Origin of the sequence: Streptomyces sp. NPDC007983 (assembly GCF_042958345.1) — a bacterium.
Classification (GTDB): Bacteria; Actinomycetota; Actinomycetes; order Streptomycetales; family Streptomycetaceae; genus Streptomyces.
In genome coordinates, this window is sequence record NZ_JBIBJI010000004.1 from 22,414 (window position 1) to 40,887 (window position 18,474).

Sequence of the window (18,474 nt, forward strand, 5' to 3'; positions counted from 1 at the left end):
CCGGCCCGGAGAAGGAGGAAGATCCATGCAGTCCGAAGTCCGTGCCCCGGTGACCTCCGTGGCACTCGCCGAGGAGCCGAGCCCGTGCGGCCGGCTCGTCCTCGCGGCCACGGACGAGGCTTTGCTCGCCTGCGTGTACGACACCGCGGAGGCCGTGCGCCGGCGCGCCGCCCGTGCGGGTGGGAGCGGGGTGGAGTTCCGTACGGACGCAGATGCCACACCCGGGCAGCTGGCCGTGCTGACCGAGGCGCGCGCTCAGCTCGCCGCGTATCTGGCCGGGAATCTCCGGTCGTTCTCCGTTCCCCTGGATCTCTCCCTCGCCTCCGCGTTCACCGCGCGGACCGTGCTCGCGTTGGAGTCGTTCGTGCCCTATGGCCACACCGCCACCTACGGTGAGCTGGCCGCCGTGCTGGGCCGCCCGCGCGCCGCGCGGGCGGTGGGGATGGCGCTCGGCTCGAATCCACTGTGCGTGGTGCTGCCGTGCCACCGCATCGTCGGAGCGAAGGGTTCCCTGACCGGATACGCCGGTGGTGTCGACGCCAAGCGCTTCCTGCTGGCGAGGGAAGGGGCCGCCTGATCGGAGTCTCACGCCGCCGGTTCCTTCCCCCGCGCCCTTTTCAACCTCGGACGCAACCTTCCGCGGCTGTCCGGTGTTTCCCGAGGGACGGCGCATGAGGTCCTCTCCGGCGCCGAGCGGTGAAGCGGGAAGGGGAACCCGTCATGGCTGCATATGTGGACCCGGAACCCGACTGGTGGGGTGCCGATCTGCTGGGCGCACCACCGGGCAGTGCCCTCTGGGCCCAAGCCCGGCACGGCGTCACCTTCTCGGCACTGCGGACCCAAGTGGCCTCCATGCGCCGGCTCTTCGAGGCCTACGGGATCCGTTCCGGACACACCGTCGCCCTGCAGGGTGCCCACAGCTTCAGCCAGCTATGGGCCCTGTTCGCCCTATGGTCCTGCGGCGCTCAGGTCATGCTCATGGGGCCACATGTGCGCGGCAAGGAGCTCGGCCGCCAGCTGGACTGGTGCCGGCCCCAGTTCCACGTCTCCTTCGACGCGCCGGGCCATGGCATGGAGACCTTCCACGACGAGTGCGAGGTCTTCGTCCGCCGCCTCCTCAAAGGCCGCCCCGCCAGCACCGATCACTGCTTGATCCAGTTCACCTCCGGGAGCACCGGGTTCGCCAAGGCCATCGGCCGCACACCCGAGTCGCTGCTGACCGAAGTGGACCGGTTCAAGGCCGTCGGCGGTATGCCCGAGCCGGGGTCCCGGGTTCTGGTCCTCGGCCCGCTCGCGCACTCCTTCAGCCTCGTCGGCGGCGTGCTGTACGCGACGAGTACCGGGAGCACGGTCCTGCTGGCTCCCAACTCGGGCCGCCGCGCCGTGCTCCGTACGGCCATCCGGTCGGGGGCCGACACCATCCTCGGGTCTCCCCAGCACTTCGCCGCTCTGACACAGATCGACCGCCCCTTGCGGATACCCCGGCTACGGCTGGCGATCTCCGGCGGCGAGCAGATGGCCCACCGGGTGTACACCCGCTTCGCCGAGCGTCATCGGGTGCGGATCGGGCAGGCGTACGGCACCACGGAAACCGGGATCATCGCCCTGGACCCCACCAGCTGGTACGGGCCCGACACCGTCGGGATGCCGGTGCCCGGCCTGGAGCTGCGACTGGTGGACGGGGAGTTGCAGGTGCGCCTCGACCGCTCGCCGTATCTGCCGCAGGCGGGGCCTCCCGGCCGCTTCCTTCCCGACGGTGAGCACACCCGGGCCGGCTGGCTGCGGACCCGTGACCTGGTGGAGCAGGATCCGGCGAGCGGGGCACTGCGCGTCCTCGGCCGTTTCGACCCGCTGGCCGACCGGCGTGCGCTCACTCGCGGTCTCGATCAGATCTTGCTCGCCGACCGCACCCTGGTCCGGCACTTCGAGCGCAATGGCCACCCGGTGGGCTGACGGGGCGTACTCCTTGGTTACTTTCCCTCAAAGCTACGCTTAACGGTATGCAACTTCCTGGGAGCATACGGTGTTCAGAGTGTAGAACACATTGCCGATACAGCCAGGGAGAGCTTGTCGATGGAGTCCACCTTGACCGGCAAGACCGTTGTCATCACGGGTGCCGGCAGCGGGATCGGTCGCGCCACAGCGCATGCTTTCGCTGATCACGGGGCGAATGTGCTGGCCGTGGGAAGGACGCTCGAGAAGCTCCAGGCGACCGCGCAGGGGCGGCCGTCGATCACACCGGCGAGGGCGGACATCAGCGAACCGGGTGCCCCTCAGGCGATCATCGAGCAGGCAGTGGCGGCCTTCGGCGGCGTCGACATCCTGGTCAACAGCGCCAGCGTCTTCCGGCCGACACACCTCGGCATGATCACTCCGTCGGAGTTCGATCAATTCGTCGCCGTGAATCTCCGGGCTCCCCTGCTGTGCACTCAGGCCGCGCTGCCCTTTCTGGAGCACGCGGAAGGAACCGTGGTGAACATCAGCGCGGCCATCGGCCAGCACGGTTGTCCGGGCTTGTCCGTATACGGCGCCACCAAGGCGGCGCTCGACTTCTTCACCCGCTCCTGGGCCAGCGAATTGGCCGGGCGCTGCATCCGCGTGGTTTCCGTGGCACCGGGGCCGATCGAGACGCCGATTCTGGAGAACAACGGGCTTGATGATCAGGCGGTGATGACCATCCACCAGACCCAGGAGGAGATACCGCTGGGCCGGTTGGGCACACCGGAGGAGATCGCATGGTGGATCGTGAACTTCACGGACCCATTGGCCGGTTATACGACGGGCGCCATCCTCGCCGTGGACGGCGGATACACCGTCGCATAAAAGGGCCCGATATTGGAGCGGGACGAGGACCGGGCGCGTCCGGGCACATCAGACGCCATTGACCGGGGAGGAGTTGAGTATGCTGTATTGCAGACGGCTTATCGTGTAGCCGGGCTCGATACCCAGTTCGGATACGAGACCGACACGCAGTCGGTGGAACACTTCGAGTGCCTGTGCCCGGCGCCCGGCCTTCTCCAAGGCACGCATATATTGGGAGTGCAGCCCCTCATGATAGGGGTACTCGGCGGTAAGGGCCGCGAGGTCGGCGGTGACCTCCAAGTGGCGACCGCTCCCGATCTTCGCTTCGGCGAGCGTTTCCAAGGCTCCCAGCCGGGACTCCTCATACTGCAGCCGACGGGATTCCAGCATCCTTCCGACGACCACATCGGCGAACGCCGACCCTTGCCAGATCGCCAGGGCCTCACTCAGGTAGCTGACCCCAGCGGCGAGATCTCCGTTCACCAGCGCCCTGCGCCCCGAGTCGACGAGCCCTTGATAGACGTGGTAGTCGAGTCGTGCGAACGACTCGCTGAACATGTAGCCGCCCGCATGAGTGGAGAGGGCGCCTTCAATGATGACCTTGATAGGGAGCCCGGTGGCCTGACCAAGAGCCTTCCTCGCCTGGAGTATGTAGTTCTGCACGACTCTCAGGGCGCTGGCCGGAGGCCTGTCACCCCATAACTCACGAACGAGCGAAGGCAGTGAGACCACCTGATCGGGGTGAGTCACCAACATCGCCAGCACGGTACGAGGCTTGTGGGCCAACGCCAGGCTCTTGTCCTCACCGTCCTGAGCGATACGCATCGCGCCGAGAACCTTCACAACCATTTCGCCTGAATTCCCCATCCGAGCTCCCCCCTGCCGTTGCATACAGTGCAATGCTTTTCAGAGGCCTGCATGGACAGACATTCACCTTACCCCCCTCGGCAAGGGACGGTACGACTGCATGATTCATGTGTCAACTAACGTGACAGACCATGAACGTCGGCGCGCATTTTGGGAATAAAAGCACCTGAATCGGTTTCCGGGCGCGCGACGGCCTCCACCAGGTCAATTACCTGACGAGCCGACAGTGAGTGACGGAATCCACAGCATGAACTCGCGGACGCCGAGAAGGGTCGGCAAGGAAAAAGACGCACCCTACCCTCCTTGAAGTAGGGGAATACCTAGGAATCCCTACTACATGATCTTTTACTACCCATGTAACACAGGGCGGAATACTACGCCGATCAAGGGGTCCGGCCCTCATGCCGGTCCCCAGGACCGCCAAGGCAAGCAATGAATCCAGCCAATCGACGAGGAAGATCGATTTCCGCGCGGGGCCCTCGCGAACACGGCCAAGGTCACCGCACCGAACAGCGCCGCCCCCGTCGAGGCGACGGTGGCGGCGCTGTGTGAGAACGCGAGGATCAGGCGCCGCTGCCGAACACCGCCGACTCCTTGGTCCATGCGGCGGCTTGCGCGCTGAGGGAGAGTCCGAGTCCGCCACGGTTGGGGATGACCATACGGCCGTCCTTCAGCTCGAGGCGTTCGTTGAACATCGGCTCCAGCCACTCGAAGTGCTCCACCCAGGCCGTGCGCGGATAGGCGGCGGACAGGTGGCCGTGGATCTCCATGACGAAGTGCGGGGCCAGCGCCCGGCCCTTGTGGTCGGCGAGGGCGGCGATCTGCAGGAACGGAGTGATACCGCCCACCCGTGGCGCGTCGGGCTGCACGAAGTCGGAGGAACCGGCCTCGATGAGCGCCGCGTGTTCCCCGACGCTGGTCAGCATCTCGCCGGTGGCCACCGGGGTGTCGAGCGCGGCCGCGAGTGCGGCGTGGCCTTCGGCGTCGTACGCGTCGAGCGGTTCCTCGATCCATGTGAGATGGAACTTCTCCAGCACCCGGCCGACCCGGATCGCCGTGATCCGGTCCCACTGCTGGTTGGCGTCGGCCATCAGGGGAACACCGTCGCCGAGGTGTTCGCGGACCGCCTCGACCCGCTTGAGGTCGACCGACGGGACCGGTGAGCCGACCTTGAGCTTGATGCCGCCGACTCCCCGGGCGCGGGCGAGGTCGATGTTCTCCAGTACCTGCTCGATCGGCATCGACAGATAGCCGCCACTCGTGTTGTAGACGTCCACCGCGTCGCGGTGTGCGTCCAGCAGCTTGGCCAGCGGCAGATCCGCCCTCCGCGCCTTCAGGTCCCACAGGGCGATATCGAGGGCGCCGATGCTCTGAACGGCCACGCCGCTGCGGCCCATGGAGGCCCCGGCCCACATCAGCTTGCTCCACAGCCTGCCGATGTCGTTGGGGTCCTCGCCGATCAGCTCGGGGGCTATCTCCTTGGCGTGGGCATAGATGGCGGGGCCTCCGGCCCGTTTGGAGTAGCTGAAGCCCAGGCCCTCATGCCCGCCCTCGGTCCTGATCTCGGCGAAGAGAAAGGCGATCTCGGTGAGCGGCTTCTGGCGGCCGGTCAGCACTTTGGCGTCGCTGATGGGCGCGTACAGCGGCAGGTGGACGAGGGAAAGGCGGACCGACTCGATGCGGTCGGTGGTCGCCTCAGCCCGGCGCGGAGGCCCAGGGCTTGAAGGCGACCGATTCGCTGGGGGCAGTGCTCATGGCGTGCTCCTTCGATACTCGGTACTCGAAACGCGAGCGGGTGAGGGGTGACGGTTACGGACGATGTTGCGCGCGTACCGGGTTGACGAGGCGGCCGATGCCCTCGACCTCCGACTCCACTACGTCCCCGGGCCGCAGAGCGCGCGGGGGATCCATGAAGTCACCGCACCCCGAGGGCGTTCCGGTGAGGATCACGTCTCCGGGGCGGAGCGTGAAGAATCGGCTGAGGTAGGCGATGAGCGTGCGGACGCCGTAGAGCATGTCGGCGGTGGTGCCGTCCTGCACCTGCTCTCCGTTGACCCACGTCCGCACCGCGAGCCGCTGCGGGTCCTCGATCTCGTCCGCCCTGACGACCACGGGCCCGAGCGGGCAGAACGTGTCGAGTCCCTTGCCGCGCACCCACTGCCCGTCGTCGGACTGGAGGTCGCGGGCCGACACATCGTTGGCGACGGTGTAGCCGAAGACGACGTCGAGCGCCCTCTCCTCGGGGATGTCGCTGGCCTCGGAGCCGATGACGACCGCGAGCTCCGTTTCCCAGTCGACGCGCTGGGTGATCGCGGGGTCGAAGGTGATGGACTCGCCGGTGCCGATGACGCTGGAGGAGAGCTTGGTGAAGAGGTACGGGGCCTTGGGCCGCGGCCGGCCCATCTCGGCGATCGTGTCGCGGTAGTTGAGACCGATGCCGAAGATCGTGCCGGGCCGGTAGGGCAGAACGGGCGCGACCTCGTCGCCGGAGAGCGGTTCGCCGCCTCCGGGGACGGGTGCCCCGGCTACGGCGCCCTCCAGACGGAGGTCGCCGGGGGCGAGGCGCCAGTGGGCGCCGGGCCCCTCGGCCGTGGCCAGTGCGCGGCGGCCGTCATGGACGATGGTGCTCAGTCGCATGGAGGGGACCCTCCCGGATCCGCGTTTCAGGAGCCGTTGCTCGATATGTCGACGGCCGTCACCGGCGGGCCGGGCGCGACCTTTCCGGATTCTTCGCCGCGGGGCCGCGCCGAGTCGCGGTCGTCGTTCTCCCGGATGAGGCAGGAGGCGAGCGCGGCGATGAGCGAGAAGACGGCCAGCCCGATGAGTCCCCATTGCGTGCTGCCCGTCTGCTCCTTGACGATTCCGAATCCATAGGGAGCGACGAAACCGCCCAGGTTCGCTATGGAGTTGATGACGGCGATGGCGACGCCGATCACCATGGGGTGGACGGTGCGCTGGACGATGGGCCAGAAGACCGGGCTGATGCTCTTGAAACCCATGGCGGCGATGGTGAGCATCGCCAGGGCGAGCCAGGGGGAGGTCACAGCGGCGAGGTACGATCCGACGGCCGCGGCGACGAGGGCCCCGATGAGCAGCGGCTTGCGCCGGCCGGTACGGTCTCCGACCCGGGCGAGGAGGAACATCGGGACCATGGCGAAGACCCATGGCACGGAGGAGAGCAACCCCACCGTGAGGTCGCTGGTGCCCTTGATGTTCCGGACGATCGACGGCAGCCGGAAGGTGTTCGCGTAGATCGACATCTGGACGGAGAAGTAGACGAAGACGAACAGAAGGATCTTCGCGTCGCTCAGCACGGACCACAGGGGCCGACGCTCGTCGTCGCGCCGGTTTCCGTGCTCCGCGTCCTCCGCGTCGATGGCGGCAGTGAGCTCACGCTTCTCATCGGCGGTGAGCCAGCGGGCGTCTTCGATCCGGGAGTCGAGGCGGAAGAAGGCGAAGAGGCCGATGGCGACCGACATGGTGCCCTCGACCAGGAACATCCACTGCCAGCCGCGCAGTCCGAGCGTGCCGTCCATCCGCAGCAGCGGCCCCGACAGGGGGCCCGAGATGGAGAACGCGACGAGCGCGCCGACGGCGTACCGCGCGTTGGCCCTGCCCCGGTGGGCATTGGGCAGCCACCTCGCCAGGTAGTACAGGACGGCGGGTACGAAACCGGCTTCGGCCATGCCGAGCAGGAACCGCAATACGTAGAAGCTGATGGGGCCTTGGGCGAACAGCATGCAGGCCGAGACGACGCCCCAGCTCACACAAATCCTGGACAGCCATATCTTGGGGCCGAACCGCTTCATCAGCAGATTGCTCGGCACCTCGAAGAGGAAATAGGCGATGAAGAAGATCCCCGCGCCGAGCCCATAGGCCGCGGCGCCTATTCCGAGATCGGCTTCGAGATGTGATTCGGCGTAACCGATATTGGAGCGGTTGAGCTGATTGCACATCATCATGATGGCGAACAGCGGGGTGACTCTGCGCATGACCTTGGCAACGGCGCCCTGGAGCGGTGTCGCTTTCGGGGCTGGTGACGCGGCACTGCCGGAACCGACGCCTCCGGTTTGGGGTGTCATGGTGCGGCCGTTTCCGTACAAGCGCGGCATCCGGCAGCCGTTCCTCGTGGGGCTCTCCCCCCGTCGGTGGCGGGTTCGACGGCTTTGTGGGAGAGGCGTTCACCATGCGCTTCATCCCCTCCCGCGAGGATGTCGACCCGGTGGGCGACCCCTACCGGACGGGAAACGTCCTTCAGTGGGAGGCGGTGGAGAGCGTCGGCCCCCGCCAGGTGCTCGTCGTCGACAGCCGGAACGACACCTCGGCGGCGTCGGCCGGCGACATGCTCGTGACAGGGGCCATGAAGCGCGGCGCGGTCGGCTTCGTCACCGACGGCGCCTTCCGGGACGGCGCCGCGATCGCCGCACTGGGCTTCCCCGCCTATGCCCGTGCCACCACCGCCACCACCCGGCCCGCGGCGTTCCACGTGGCCGACCTCAACGTGCCCATCGCCTGCGCGGATGTCGCGGTCTACCCCGGGGACATCCTGGTGGGCGACCGCGACGGGGTCATCGTCGTGCCCCGGTCCCTCGCCGCGGAGATCGCCGAACCCTCCGTCGAGCAGGAGCGGTTGGAGGCATGGCTGCACCAGCGGGTGCGGGACGGGGAACCGCTGTGGGGCACCTACCCGCCCAGCGCCGAGACGCTGAAGGAATACGAGGCGTGGAAGGCCGCCCACCAGGAGCACCAAGCGCACCAGAACCAGGAGGCCCGTATATGAGCTCCTTCGCCGATCTCCCCCCGGCCACGCGGCGCGCCCGGATGGAGGCCACGATCCGCACGTACTTCGACGGCTGCAACGAGGCCGACGTGGCCAAGATGGCCGCCCAGTTCACCCCCGACGCGGTCCACTACTTCCCGCCCGGCCTGGCAGGACCGTGGGTCGGCAACACCACGATCGGCGAGAACTGGCGCCGGCTCACCCTCACCATCGGCTCCGCCTGGTCCATCGCACGCCTCATCGCCGAGCCCGAGACACTCCAGGCCGTCATCGAGTGGACACATTGGAAGACCCGTTCCGGCGGTTACCTCCGGGGTGACGAGTGGTACCGCTTCGACGCCGAAACCGGCTTGATCACCGAGATCCGCGCCTTCTACGCCTCGGCGTCCGACGGGCGATCCGAGGTGACCCTGGACGGCTACGACTACTCCGGCAACGGCTACCACCTGAAGCCGCCCGTCGCGCGGCCCCATCCCGACGCCGCGTATGCCGACACCGAACACTGACAGCACGGGGCCCGTCCGCGGTACGGCGCTTCCGGCCCCCTGTCACCCGGCAGAACGCTCCCCAGGTGGCGTTCCCGGGAAGCCTGCGGAACGAGCGCGCCGGCTCCCCGGCGCTCAGCGCCGCACGTGGCCGAGGCCCGCCGAGATCTCAGCGGCCGCCTCGGCCACCAGCGGACCGACCTCGGGCAGGACCCGCTCCATCCGCTCCGCCACCCCCGCGACGCTGATCGCCGCGACGGGCAGGCCGGTGTGGTCGTAGACCGCGGCCCCACAGCAGCAACTGGACTCGTCGAACTCACGCCGGTCCTCCGACCAGCCGCGCTCCCGCGTCTCCTGGAGGACCTTCCGCAGCGTACCGACCGAACCCTCGTCCACCGGGGAGTCGACCGAGGCCACCAGCTCCGCCAGCTTCTCCTCCAGCGCCTCCTGCGGGAGAGCCGCCAGATAGGCCCGCCCCAGCGATGTGCAGTGCAGCGGCCGCCCCGCGCCCAGCTCGCTCGTCACCGCCACCGGACGCGGACCGCGCTCGCGGTGCACGAACACCATGTGCACGCCGTTGGGGACCGCGAGGCCGGCCGTCTCCCGGGTCTCCCGCATCAGCCGGGAGACGATGGGCATCGCCGTGGCGGTCAGATCCGTCGAGGACACCGCCGCGGAGGCGAGCCGCGTGGCCGAAGGACCGAGCCGCAACAGCCCGCTCCCCTGCTCCACAGCGAGCCAGCCGCCCTCGACGAGCCGGTCGACCAGCCGGTAAGCGGTACTGCGGCTCAGCCCCAGCGCCGCGGCAAGGTCCTGCGTGGAACAGGTACGGACCACAGCCAGGTGAGCGAGCATGGCCAGACCGCGGTCCAGAGCCCCCGAGCCCGGTCCGAGCGAGGATGTGGCGGTGGCGGGCGAGGTCATACAGCCTCCACGAGTGAAACTTATTATCAATCATTGAGACTACCCCGCGGAGATCCCGTACGGGCCCCGGGCGGCACGCCGCCCGGGGCCGTCAGCAGGTCACGGCCGGGACTTCATCAGTGGCTGGATGCGCGTACCGAAGTTCTCGATGCCTTCGACGAAGTCGTCGAACACCAGCATGATCCCCTTGGTGCCGGGGACCCCGGCGACCTCGTCCAGCATCGCCGCGACGGTTTCGTAGGAGCCGACGAGCGTGCCCATGTTGAAGTTCACGGCACCCTCGGGCAGCGAGATCGTCCTGGCGGTCGAGGAGTCGTCGGCGGTCTTGTCCGTGGCCGTCTCGCCCGCCATGTACGCCAGCGCCGCGTGGTCGGCGTTGTCGTGGTAGTCCTTCCACTTGGCCTGGGCGGCCTCGTCGGTCTCGTCCGCGATGACCATGAACAGCGAGAGCGCGCCGACGTCGCGGCCGGTCTCACGCGCCGCGTCCGCGAGCGCGGCCGTGGTGTCCGTGAGCGCGAGCGGGGTGTTGACGCCGCTCCCCAGGATGAAGTTGTACTCGGCGTGCTCGGCGGAGAACTTCATGCCGGTGCTGCTCTGCCCCGCGGCGACGATGTCGATGTGGCCGTTCGCCGGGCGCGGCGACAGCACGCAGTCGTCCATGGTGTAGAACTCGCCCTTGAAATTGCTGACGCCCTCGCGCCACAGCTCCTTCATCACGGTGACGTACTCCGCGGCACGCGCGTAGCGGTTGGCGAAGTGTTCGTCGCCGGGCCACAGACCCATCTGGGAGTACTCGCCGGGCGCCCAGCCGGTGACGATGTTGACGCCGAACCGGCCGGGGGCGATCGAGTCGACCGTCGTGGCCATGCGCGCGGTGATCGCCGGGGGCAGGGCGAGGATCGGGGTCGAGGCGTACAGCTTGATCCGCTCCGTCACGGCGGCCAGGCCCGCCATCAGCGTGAACGACTCCAGGCAGTGGTCCCAGAACTCGGTCTCGCCGCCGAACCCCTTGAACTTGATCATCGACAGCGCGAAGTCGAGGCCGTGCTCCTCGGCCTTCCGCACGATGGCCTTGTTCAGCTCGAAGGACGGCATGTACTGCGGAGAACTCTTCGAAATGAGCCAGCCGTTGTTGCCGATGGGGATGAAGACACCGATGTCCATGCCGCTCCTGAACGGTCCCGTGGTGTGATCCGGAACAGCAACCGTGTCACGTGGTGCCGGGTCAAGATCAAGTTTGCCTCGCCGACGGCGGAGGGAGGCCTGCTCCCGGGAGTAACCGGTGGACAGCTCGGTGCGGGGAACGCTTCGTCAGACCTGGGCGGACAGGGAGACGCCGGTGAGACGTTCGGATACGGCCCACAGGCGTGCCGCGACCGCCGCGTCCAGCGCCCGGCGCGGTGGGGAGGCGGCCTCCGTCGGACCGACCATCGACCAGCGGGGGCCGTAGTAGCCTCCCGCCACCGCGTCCGGGCTGGTTGCCGCGTACAGCAACGGTTCCGCGCCCTGCTCGACGCCCTGCGACGGTGTGATCCTCACCGCCACCCGCGTCAGCAGGTTCGGCTTGCCGCCGAGACGGGGGCCGGTGACCGACAGGTTCGTGCGGGTGGTGCCGGGGTGAGCGCCGGTGGACAGCAGCGGCCAGCCGCGCTCGGCCGCGATCCCGGCCAGCCGGCGGGTGAGCATCAGGTCGGCCAGTTTGGACTGGGCGTAGGCCGCGGGCGGACGGTAGCCGCGCTCCCATTGCAGATCGTCGAAGTTGATCCGGCCGATACTGGCCATGACACTGCTCATCGTGGCCACCCGCGGCACCGGAGCGACCAGGAGCAACGGCAGCAGGCGGACAGTCAGCGCGAAGGGGCGGAGGTGGTTGCTGCCCATCTGCAACTCGACCCCGTCGACCGTCTCGATGCGGCGGGGTGGGGTCATGACACCGGCGTTGTTCACCCACAGATCCAGCGGCCTGCCGTCGGAGATCAGGCCATCGGCGAAATCTCGGACCGAGGAGAGATCGGCCAGGCCGATACGGCGGACCTCCACCCGGCCCGATGGGTGCAGGCCAAGGACTCGGAGCGGGCCTGCTCGCCCTTGGCCGGTGTCCGCACCGCGAGCACCACATGAGCACCTGCTCCGGCCAGGCGCTTGGCGGCTTCCTTGCCGGCCCCGCTGTTCGCGCCGGTTTACCGCTCGCGCGGAGCTGCTCGCGCTCGTCGCGGTGTTCGTGATCCGCGGGCGCCGCGAGGACACCGGGGTGACGTCGACCGGGGTGGACACGCTCCGCCGCGACTCGAGCTCATAGAATGGCGGCATGGCATTCATGAGCACCCCGCACTGCAACTTCCTTTGACGGGAAGGACTTGAGGGCGATGCCGGACGGCGTCGCCCTCCTCGGTGTGCCTGCTGCGTAGGCGATGCCCTTCCGCGCGCGTGCAGGCACGGCCCGTTCCCTTCACCGTTGCCAGGAGTGCCCCATGCCCGTGTTGCTTCGCCCTGCCCTCGAACAGTCCCTCGACCTGTTGCGTTGTCCGATGTGCCAGGCCCGCCTGCACCCCGACCGCGGCGCACTGCGCTGCCCGGCGGGCCACACCTTCGACATCGCCCGCCACGGCTACGTCAGCCTGCTCACGGGCAGCCGCGCCACCAGCGGCGACGACGGGCCCATGGCGCGGGCCCGGGCCCGGTTCCTGTCCACCGGCGGTTACGAGCCCGTCCGCCGGGCCGTGGCCCAGCTGGCGTCCGACGACGTGCCCGTACCGGGCACGATCGTGGACGCCGGATGCGGCACGGGCTACTACCTGGCGGGCGTACTCGACCAGTTGCCGGGCGCCCGTGGTCTGGGGCTGGACACCTCGGCGCGCACGCTGCGCTTCGCGGCCCGAGCGCATGCGCGAGCGGCGGCGGCGACCTGGGACGTCTTCCGCCCCTTCCCGCTGGCCGACGGCGCGGCGGACGTCGTGCTGGACGTGTTCGCCCCGCGCAACCCCTCCGACTTCCACCGAGTGCTGCGCCCAGGGGGGCGGTTGGTCGTGGTACGTCCCACCAGCCGGCACCTGGCCGAGCTGCGCGGGCTGCCCGCGATGGTCACGATCGACCCCGCCAAGGAACAGCGTCTGCACCAGGCGCTGAACCCCCGCTTCGAGGCCGTCGTCACCGAACGGGTCGAGTACACCATGCCCCTGACCAGGCAGCAGGCCCTCGACCTGGTCGGAATGACACCGAGCGCCCGTCACCAGGCCCCGGCAGACCTGGCCGACAGCGCGTACCTGCCCGACCAGGTCACCGTCTCCGTACTGGCCACCGCCTTCCGGGCCCGCTGACGAACGAGCCGTGGGCTCGCCTGGCGCCCTGCCTTCCCCGCAAGGAAGACAGGGCGGCCGGAACACGCCACCGAGTTCAATGGCGCTGTCCGGCCCTGTCTGGGCTCCGCGGTATGGGCGCTGCGCGCTACCGGCACGTTCGAAGAGGCGATACGGGCAGCGACCGATCTCGGCGGCGACACCGACACCGTCGCTGCGGTCACCGGTGGCCTCGCCGGTGCCCACATCGCCGGCGGCAACTTCATGGCGGCGCCCGAGGCACGCGGCCGGGGCGTCGGGCAAGCGCTGGGCGAGTATCTGCTCAACTGGGCCTCGACCCGCGGGTTTGCGGGCACCTGACCCCGTTCATCCTTGTGGTCGGCCCGGCGATGGGGGGCAGGGGCCCGTGTTCGTCCTCACGCACCATCCGCCCGTCCGCTCGGCGACGGAATTACCGCGTAACGGCCGCTCCCCCACCGGCACATGGCCTGTTTGCCCTCTTGCTGGCCGGTGTGCGCGTGGCAAATGTGGCGGGGGAGGCTGCCACGTCCTCAGCGAGCCTCTGACGCGGCCTACGGGGAGGTACCGCATGGCCTTTCGGGTGCATTTCACTCAGGATGATCTCCGCCGGATCTCCCTGGCGGAGGAAGTCAATCCGCTGAGTGAAACGATCTTCAGCCTGAGGCATCTGCACGGACGGCATCCGGGAGCTTCCTTCGGGCAGTGGCGGCGTTGGGCGCACTCCCGTATTCCTCGCTCCGTTCACCTGCTGCGCACCTTGGTGCCGGCACCTCACGGGTTTTGCCCGGACTTTCTGACTCCGACCGGTGCCACCGATCTCGAGGTGGGCCTGGACGAGCTGCTGCACACGCCGAAGGCGTTTCTGCGCACTGATCTCGCGGCGTTCGCCCGTCTCACCGGCAAGCCGCTGCCTGCCTGGGTGACCTCGCTTGCCAATGGTGACCCGGTGGCCCTCAAGGCCGTGGGCGGGGCCGTGCGGGACTGGCATGAGGCGGCGGTCGCTCCCCTGTGGCATCACCTGCATGCGCGGTTCGAGGCGGCCCGGTCGTCGGCGGCACGATCACTGCTGTCAGAGGGCCTGGACGGCATGCTCTCGAATCTGCACCCCACGATCCGATGGACACCGCCCGTCCTCGAACTGGCCTGTCCGGACCACGACTGGGACATTCACCTCGGTGGCCGCGGCCTGTGCCTGATTCCTTCCTTCTTCATCGGCCATGAGCCCGCGATCAACCTTGATCCGGCCCTGCCTCCTGTCGTGATCTACCCCGTCACACACGACACCGTATGGATTCCCTCCCCGGCATTCGGCAATGCCGGCAACACCCCCTGCAACCGGCTGGCCGCGCTTCTGGGACTCGGGCGCGCCACAGTGCTGGAGGCCCTTTCCACCGCGCACGGCAGCACGACCGAACTCGCCCGCCGCACCGGGCTCTCCCCGGCCACCGTCTCCCACCACACCCAGGTGCTGCGCGTGGCCGGGCTCATCACCACCCACCGCACCGGGGCCAGCGTCCGCCACGCCATCACCTCCCTCGGGACACGGCTGATGCACGGCTGAACGCCGTCACACCCGCGGCGCGTGCTTTTCGACCAGCGTCCAAAGGCATGGCCTGGCAGGTTCATATCAGGAATCGTGACCGGTGCGCCTACCGAAGACGCCGAACAGAACCCGGAGGACCGATGAGGGATCGCACTGCGCGATGGGTGCTCGCATTCGACGCCGGATGTGAGACGTGCCAGGTGCTCTCCGGCGCGGTCGCACGCGCCTGCGCCAACAAGCTGACGGTGCTGCCACTGACCCATCCGGACGTCGAGAACTGGCGGCACATGGCACTCGGCAGCGAAGCTGCCTGGGCTCCGACGCTGCTGCGCGTCAACGGCGGTGCCGTACGCGCCTGGACCGGAGCCCACATGACGTTACCGCTCCTGCGCCGACTGGGGCCTCGCTCCACGGTGAAGGTGCTGCAGTCCCTGGGGCAGTTGCGTCATCAGTACAACGGACATCCACTGGACCGGGACGCCATGGGCCGTAAGCAGTTCCTGCGGGTGGGCGCCGGAGCGGCCGTAGCCGTGGGGCTGGTCTTCATGGGCAGGACGCCCGCCCTGGCGGAACAGGCCCACGGATGGGCGGAGGACAACAAGGACCGCCTCCCGAAGACGTACACGGCGATCATCGCCTATCCGATGACCTACCGGCGGGCCATTCACGCACGGCTTTCCCCGCCGGAGGCGAGCAGGGTCTGGCAGGAACACCTGAGCCACTACCGGGCGACTCATTCCGGCCTGTCGGCCGAGCAGATCAGCGCACTCGACAAGCTCAGCGCCGAAGTCGCCAACCCCTCGATCTTCGATCGCGGGAACGGGCCGTACCAACCCCCGCAGCGCCTCAAGGACGCGACGATCGAGGCCTTCGGCCAGGAGGAGACTCGCGCGATCGTCTCGGTCCTCGGACCTGTGGATGCCCACAGCGCCGCCGCCGGACCGCTCTCGGGGTGCGCCTGCCATCAAGAGGACGGCTTCTGCGGGCTCGGCTACCACTGCCGTCCGGGGAATTGCCAGACGTCTTCCAGCGGCTGCGGCTGGTGGTACGGGCAGACCTGCGACGGTCTCTGCTACGACTAGGCCATGTCGTCCGGAGCCGGCCGGCCGTAACGGCGGGGACGGATCGCTGGGGTCACTTCGGGGAGCGGGCGCCGGTGCGCGGCGGGGGCCGCGCACCGGCCCGGGCGGTGGTGCTCTAGACGTTCGGGACGCGCAGCTTGTCCCAGCTCTTCTTGCCCGGGATGCCGTCGGCGGCATCGCCGGAGTAGCCCAGCTTCCGCTGCCAGGCCGCGTACGACTTCTTGTCGGCGGCCGTCCACTCCGGGCCCGGGCCCTCCTCGTAGCGGCCGCAGCCCTCGGCCACGAGCCGCTTGCCCATGGCAGTGATGATCTTGCTCTCGCGGCCGGTGCGGAAGAAGTCGGCGCCCGGGAAGGGCTCGTACGTCGCCGGGGGCTTCGGCTTGGGTTCGGTCGGGCCGTCCGGCTTGTTGCCGAGGCGTTTGCCGATGCGGGTGCGCATGGAGCTCATCGTGAAGCCCCGGGGGTCCACCTTGCCCGGCTGCCACTCCAGGTGGCCGATCACGGACCGCTCGCTCCAGCCGTGGGCGCGGCAGATGGCGGCGGACACCTTTTCGATCGCCAGCTTCTGCGCCTCCGGCCACGGGTCGTCGCCGTCGCCGAGGTTGACGCATTCGAAGCCGTAGAAGCGGGCGTTGCCGTCCTTGTCGGCCTCGTTGTCGGTCGGCAGCTTGGTTTCGTTGATCACCGCGTTCAGGACGTCGTTGTCGCCGAGGCCCGCGTGGTTGGCGCGGCCGTGGCCGACGAGGTGGATCTCGCCCTTCTTGTCGATGACACCATGGCACAGCGGCCCCGGCAGCGACGCGTGGCCCTCGTAACAGAGTTCGACGGAGCTCGCGGTGCCCGAGGTCACGGTGTGGTGGATCATGACGCCGTTCACCGGGCCCCACGGGCCCTTGGAGTTGCGGTTGTGCGAGCGCCAGTTGCGGTATTCGTGGACGGTCAGGCCCTCGTCGCGCAGGGCCTTCAGAAGTCTGTCGGCGCTCAGGGGTGTTGCCATAGTGAGGTGCTCCTTCGGTGTTACTGGTATCCGTCATGTACGGATGCCGTCATGGCATGACTCAGTTGCGGTCGGTGTGCGACGCATCAACTACCGGCGTCCGCCTCGGACTCCGCGGCCTCGGTCCGCGCCGTCGCCTCCGACTCCGCGGCCAGCGCCGCCGCGTCCGCCGCCGGGACCGGGGCGGCCAGGGGCGCGAACGTCATCCGCAGGTCCGACACCTCGCCCTCGCCGAACACCCATCCGAGTGGCGCGTAGTGCACCTGGATTCCGTCCGGGGCCCGCAGCAGCGGCTTGCGTGCCGCGTCGACCGGCCACTCCACGGCGCCGGTGGCCGTACGGGCCGGCACCAGCCAGTGGTCGCCGGTCCGGTAGGTGCCGCCGGGCGCGAAGTACACCTCGACGCCGTCCTCCAGCGGCAGCCAGCGCCCCTCCTCGACCGGGACCGCGCCGCCCCGGAGCCTCGCGGTGGTCGCCCCGCCGCCCTTGCGCGGGCGCCGGGACGCGTCCCGCTGGTCCCAGCGGCGCAGGTACGGATGCAGCTCCGGGCGCCGCCCGACTCCCGGCTCGGGCTCACCGGAGAGCCGTACCCGACGGCCCGGCAGGTCGACCTCCTCCACGCGCAGCAGCGGCAGCGGCTCACCACGGCTGACGGTGGCGGTGTCCACGAACTCGACCCGGTCCCCCACGTTCAGATCGAGCTTGTCGTCTCCGCCGAGCGACGCCAACTCCACCCAGGTTCCGTCGAGTTCGTCGACCGGGAAGACCACGGAGCCGTTCTCCCGCGACCACTTGAAGGTGGCGCCCTTGGCGGGGCCACCGTCGTGGATCTCCACCCGGTAGAGCTGGTTCTCCGGGCCCCGGTAGCGGGCGTCCGGCGTGACCAGGCACGGGTCCTCGTCCGCGTGGTCGGGCCGCTCGCTGCGCGCGGCGAGCCGGGACGCGGGCGCCCCCGCGGTGGCCGCCCACTGGGTGAACGCCTTGCGGACCAGGTCCCGCTGGTCACCGGGCCCGTCCTCGATGTCGAGCTGTGAACCCTCCAGCGGCAGCACCTGCCACACCACCTTGAGCCGGGCGGCGGTGTCCGGCATCGCCGAGCCGAGGGCCACCTCGCGCAACGCCGGGTCCTCGGCGGCGGTGACCGTGCGCTCCCACACCTTCAGGTAGGCCAGGTACGGGAACCGCGTGGGCAGCCGGTCGGCCGGGCGCTCCGGGTCGCGGTGGGCGTCCGGCTGGTCCCAGTACGTCCAGGTGGCGGGCGACGCGGACGGCTCGCCGTCCGGTCCGGACTCGTCGGCGGCGTTGCCGGTGCCCGGCGCTTCCGCCTCGTCGTCCACCGCCTCGTCGGGCCGCGGCCGGCTCGCGTCGCACAGGATGCCGTCGACGTAGTAGCGCCCGCCGCCGATGACGAGGTCGTCCAGCTCGCGGCTGCCGCCCTTGAAGTCGAGCTTGAAACCGGTGTTCCCGGCCGGGCCGCCGTGCTGCCCGATCAGGTCGGCGGCGAGCGTACGGGCCTGCTGGAGCTGGATCGCGGTCTGTTCGTTGGCGTCCGCGTCGAGCTGGACGCGGCCCTGCTGGGCGACGACCGCCGAGTAGTGCCGGTCGGGCCGGAAGGTGACGCGGGAGAGGTCTGCGTGCATCGGAAGGGGTCCCCCTCGATCAGGTTCGTGAAAGCTG

General features: G+C 69.1%; 17 protein-coding genes and 1 pseudogene. 9 read left to right on the forward strand and 9 right to left on the reverse strand.

The window, feature by feature from the left end:
- Positions 1 to 25: 25 nt before the first annotated feature.
- The 3 genes from ACFZCY_RS13775 to ACFZCY_RS13785 all read left to right on the forward strand — a co-directional run bounded on the left by ACFZCY_RS13775 (position 26) and on the right by ACFZCY_RS13785 (position 2,823).
- Positions 26 to 577, forward strand: a complete 552-nt coding sequence (locus ACFZCY_RS13775) for a methylated-DNA--[protein]-cysteine S-methyltransferase (RefSeq protein ID WP_391172207.1) — start codon at positions 26 to 28, stop codon at positions 575 to 577.
- Positions 578 to 720: 143 nt separating this feature from the next.
- Positions 721 to 1,953, forward strand: coding sequence for an AMP-binding protein (locus ACFZCY_RS13780; protein WP_391172209.1), 1,233 nt, complete (start codon positions 721 to 723; stop codon positions 1,951 to 1,953).
- Between the two features lie 132 nt (positions 1,954 to 2,085).
- Positions 2,086 to 2,823, forward strand: a complete 738-nt coding sequence (locus ACFZCY_RS13785) for an SDR family oxidoreductase (RefSeq protein WP_391172211.1) — start codon at positions 2,086 to 2,088, stop codon at positions 2,821 to 2,823.
- Positions 2,824 to 2,871: 48 nt separating this feature from the next.
- On the opposite strand, the gene ACFZCY_RS13790 is transcribed toward ACFZCY_RS13785, so the two are convergent.
- The 4 genes from ACFZCY_RS13790 to ACFZCY_RS13805 form a co-directional block, all read right to left on the reverse strand.
- On the reverse strand, positions 2,872 to 3,669 hold the full coding sequence (locus tag ACFZCY_RS13790) for a BTAD domain-containing putative transcriptional regulator (protein ID WP_391172214.1): 798 nt from the start codon (positions 3,667 to 3,669) through the stop codon (positions 2,872 to 2,874).
- A gap of 563 nt (positions 3,670 to 4,232) precedes the next feature.
- Positions 4,233 to 5,285: an enolase C-terminal domain-like protein gene (locus ACFZCY_RS13795; protein ID WP_391172216.1), complete on the reverse strand. Its 1,053-nt coding sequence runs from the start codon at positions 5,283 to 5,285 to the stop codon at positions 4,233 to 4,235.
- Positions 5,286 to 5,478: 193 nt separating this feature from the next.
- Positions 5,479 to 6,306 (reverse strand): fumarylacetoacetate hydrolase family protein, encoded by an 828-nt coding sequence (locus ACFZCY_RS13800; RefSeq protein WP_391172218.1) that lies wholly within the window; start codon positions 6,304 to 6,306, stop codon positions 5,479 to 5,481.
- 26 nt (positions 6,307 to 6,332) lie between these two features.
- Entirely contained in the window at positions 6,333 to 7,661 is a 1,329-nt protein-coding gene (locus tag ACFZCY_RS13805) for an MFS transporter (RefSeq protein ID WP_391172220.1), read from the reverse strand.
- 194 nt (positions 7,662 to 7,855) lie between these two features.
- Between ACFZCY_RS13805 and ACFZCY_RS13810 the strand changes: the two genes are divergently transcribed.
- Positions 7,856 to 8,449, forward strand: coding sequence for a ribonuclease activity regulator RraA (locus ACFZCY_RS13810; RefSeq protein WP_391172222.1), 594 nt, complete (start codon positions 7,856 to 7,858; stop codon positions 8,447 to 8,449).
- Entirely contained in the window at positions 8,446 to 8,955 is a 510-nt protein-coding gene (locus ACFZCY_RS13815) for a nuclear transport factor 2 family protein (RefSeq protein ID WP_391172224.1), read from the forward strand. The genes ACFZCY_RS13810 and ACFZCY_RS13815 overlap by 4 nt, the downstream gene beginning before the upstream one ends.
- A gap of 114 nt (positions 8,956 to 9,069) precedes the next feature.
- Here ACFZCY_RS13815 and ACFZCY_RS13820 read toward each other — a convergent pair whose 3' ends face one another.
- The 3 genes from ACFZCY_RS13820 to ACFZCY_RS13830 form a co-directional block, all read right to left on the reverse strand.
- Complete coding sequence (locus tag ACFZCY_RS13820) at positions 9,070 to 9,858, reverse strand: IclR family transcriptional regulator C-terminal domain-containing protein (RefSeq protein ID WP_391172226.1); 789 nt, start codon at positions 9,856 to 9,858, stop codon at positions 9,070 to 9,072.
- A 99-nt stretch (positions 9,859 to 9,957) separates the two neighbouring features.
- Positions 9,958 to 11,022 carry a pyrimidine utilization protein A gene (gene rutA / locus ACFZCY_RS13825; RefSeq protein ID WP_391172228.1) on the reverse strand — a complete coding sequence of 355 codons (1,065 nt, stop codon included), beginning with the start codon at positions 11,020 to 11,022 and terminating at the stop codon, positions 9,958 to 9,960.
- A gap of 147 nt (positions 11,023 to 11,169) precedes the next feature.
- The gene (locus tag ACFZCY_RS13830) at positions 11,170 to 11,898 is read right to left on the reverse strand and encodes a short chain dehydrogenase (RefSeq protein WP_391172230.1); all 729 of its coding nucleotides are present in this window, start codon (positions 11,896 to 11,898) and stop codon (positions 11,170 to 11,172) included.
- A 431-nt stretch (positions 11,899 to 12,329) separates the two neighbouring features.
- On the opposite strand from ACFZCY_RS13830, the gene ACFZCY_RS13835 reads away from it, so the two are divergent.
- From ACFZCY_RS13835 to ACFZCY_RS13850, 4 genes and pseudogenes are all read left to right on the forward strand, one after another.
- Complete coding sequence (locus ACFZCY_RS13835) at positions 12,330 to 13,175, forward strand: putative RNA methyltransferase (RefSeq protein WP_391172232.1); 846 nt, start codon at positions 12,330 to 12,332, stop codon at positions 13,173 to 13,175.
- Positions 13,176 to 13,232: 57 nt separating this feature from the next.
- Positions 13,233 to 13,400: pseudogene (locus tag ACFZCY_RS13840) on the forward strand (ADP-ribosylglycohydrolase family protein); the annotation flags it as partial.
- A gap of 343 nt (positions 13,401 to 13,743) precedes the next feature.
- Positions 13,744 to 14,736, forward strand: a complete 993-nt coding sequence (locus ACFZCY_RS13845) for an ArsR family transcriptional regulator (RefSeq protein WP_391172234.1) — start codon at positions 13,744 to 13,746, stop codon at positions 14,734 to 14,736.
- Positions 14,737 to 14,858: 122 nt separating this feature from the next.
- Positions 14,859 to 15,800, forward strand: a complete 942-nt coding sequence (locus ACFZCY_RS13850) for a bacteriocin fulvocin C-related protein (RefSeq protein ID WP_391172236.1) — start codon at positions 14,859 to 14,861, stop codon at positions 15,798 to 15,800.
- 115 nt (positions 15,801 to 15,915) lie between these two features.
- On the opposite strand, the gene ACFZCY_RS13855 is transcribed toward ACFZCY_RS13850, so the two are convergent.
- Together ACFZCY_RS13855 and ACFZCY_RS13860 are read right to left on the reverse strand one after the other, a co-directional pair.
- Positions 15,916 to 16,797 carry a peptidoglycan-binding protein gene (locus ACFZCY_RS13855; protein ID WP_391172238.1) on the reverse strand — a complete coding sequence of 294 codons (882 nt, stop codon included), beginning with the start codon at positions 16,795 to 16,797 and terminating at the stop codon, positions 15,916 to 15,918.
- 86 nt (positions 16,798 to 16,883) lie between these two features.
- Positions 16,884 to 18,437, reverse strand: coding sequence for a DUF6519 domain-containing protein (locus ACFZCY_RS13860; protein ID WP_391172240.1), 1,554 nt, complete (start codon positions 18,435 to 18,437; stop codon positions 16,884 to 16,886).
- Between the last annotated feature and the right edge of the window lie 37 nt (positions 18,438 to 18,474).